Raw genomic sequence first — 1,480 nt, 5'->3', positions numbered from 1 at the left:
GCTTGAAGAAGTGGAAACCGTACTGTCTGCGTTGTCGCAACTCAATCGTGGCAAAACGGAAAGCGTCCTTTCATCGGTATTGAAAGAGTACCCGCTCAACTTAGTCGTAGATCAGTTTATCAATCCTGTGTTTGAAGCATTGGATTTGGTTAAGGGCTCGCTGCGCTCTTTGCAGATGGGATTGTTCCAAACCTGTTTAATCACGCGTTTGGCATTGGTGATCGATTCTGAAAACAAAGCATCTACTAAGGGGAAATGTTTGTTGATCAGCTTTGAACAAAGTCGAGATGCAGAAAGCTGGATTCAGGCTGCGAAGTTGTGTGAGCAAGGTTACCACATCACCTTGGTCGACAAGGTGGACGACGTTTCTGGCTTGGTGGGTCACGACGTAATTGAACGCTACCAGCGTGTTTATGTGTTCTCGAATAAGGCGCTACCTGCCAAGCAAGTGGAAGCATTCAAAGCGCTGTTAGCGCGGTATCCTGAGCAAGTGCAGTGTTCGGAAGTTATTGAGAAACTTCATCTTGCACAAACACAGATTCAGTAAGGAGACCACATGATTCTGGTTTGGTTTAGGCGCGATTTACGCACGTTAGACCACACGGCGTTAAAGGCGGCACTTGATACAGGACAACCTGTTGTTGCTTGTTTTGTTGCAACGCCAGAACAGTGGCAAGAGCACCACATGGCGCCGATGCAGGCGGATTTAATCGCTAGGCGTCTTGAGCATGTTCATCAAGAGCTCACAGAGCTAAACATTCCTCTTCTATATAAAGAAGTTCCGCGTTTCGAAGACTGTACAAAAGTCATTTGCGATTGGGCGGATAAGCTCAACGCAACAGCGGCAATGGTCAACATCAATTATGAAGTGAATGAAGTTGAGTTGGATAGAAAGGTATCTCAAGCACTGGATAATCGTGGGGTAGAGTTTCACGCCTTTCACGACAAATGCGTTCATGCGCCAACGACCGTACTCAACAAGCAAGGTGAGTATTTCAAAGTATTTACGCCATTCAAACGAGCATGGTTGCAAAAGTTTTCCTTGCCAACGGTATCCAAGCCTCAGAGACAAAATGAACTGCCTAGTGAGCAGTTAGAAGCGGTAAAACAAGACGGTTTTGATGACGATTTTACGTTCTCTTATCCGAGGGAATCGAGCGAAGCTTGGTGTGCATCGACCAACGACATTCTCAAGCAATTGAGGACGTTTGCACGCGAGCGTAGTGACGGTTACCAGATGAAGCGAGATTTCCCCGCTATCGATGGTACGAGTCAGCTCTCGCCTTATCTTGCCATCGGAGCATTGTCGCCAAGACAGTGCATCGCGAGGTTGTATGCTGAGAATCCACAACCGGATTTGTCAGAAGGCAAAGCAACGTGGCTGAGCGAGATCATTTGGCGTGAGTTCTACCAGCACTTATTGGTGTTTGAACCTAAACTTGTCAAAGGTCGCGGATTCATCGACTGGGAAGATAAAATA

At 46.9% G+C, this 1,480-nt stretch carries 2 protein-coding genes; both read left to right on the top strand.

Annotation, left to right across the window (positions count from 1 at the left end):
- Window positions 1–547: helix-turn-helix-type transcriptional regulator (locus R7Q38_RS23275; RefSeq protein ID WP_318114452.1), on the top strand; the 547-nt coding region annotated here is incomplete at its 5' end.
- A gap of 9 nt (window positions 548–556) precedes the next feature.
- Window positions 557–1,480 (top strand): deoxyribodipyrimidine photo-lyase (locus R7Q38_RS23270; protein ID WP_318114451.1); only part of this gene is annotated, 924 nt, incomplete at its 3' end.

The organism is Vibrio sp. Vb0598 (genome assembly GCF_033338935.1).
In the GTDB taxonomy this organism is placed as follows: Bacteria; Pseudomonadota; Gammaproteobacteria; order Enterobacterales; family Vibrionaceae; genus Vibrio; species Vibrio alginolyticus.
The sequence above is the reverse complement of the archived record's forward strand: the minus strand, read 5'-3'. Positions and strand labels throughout refer to the sequence as shown.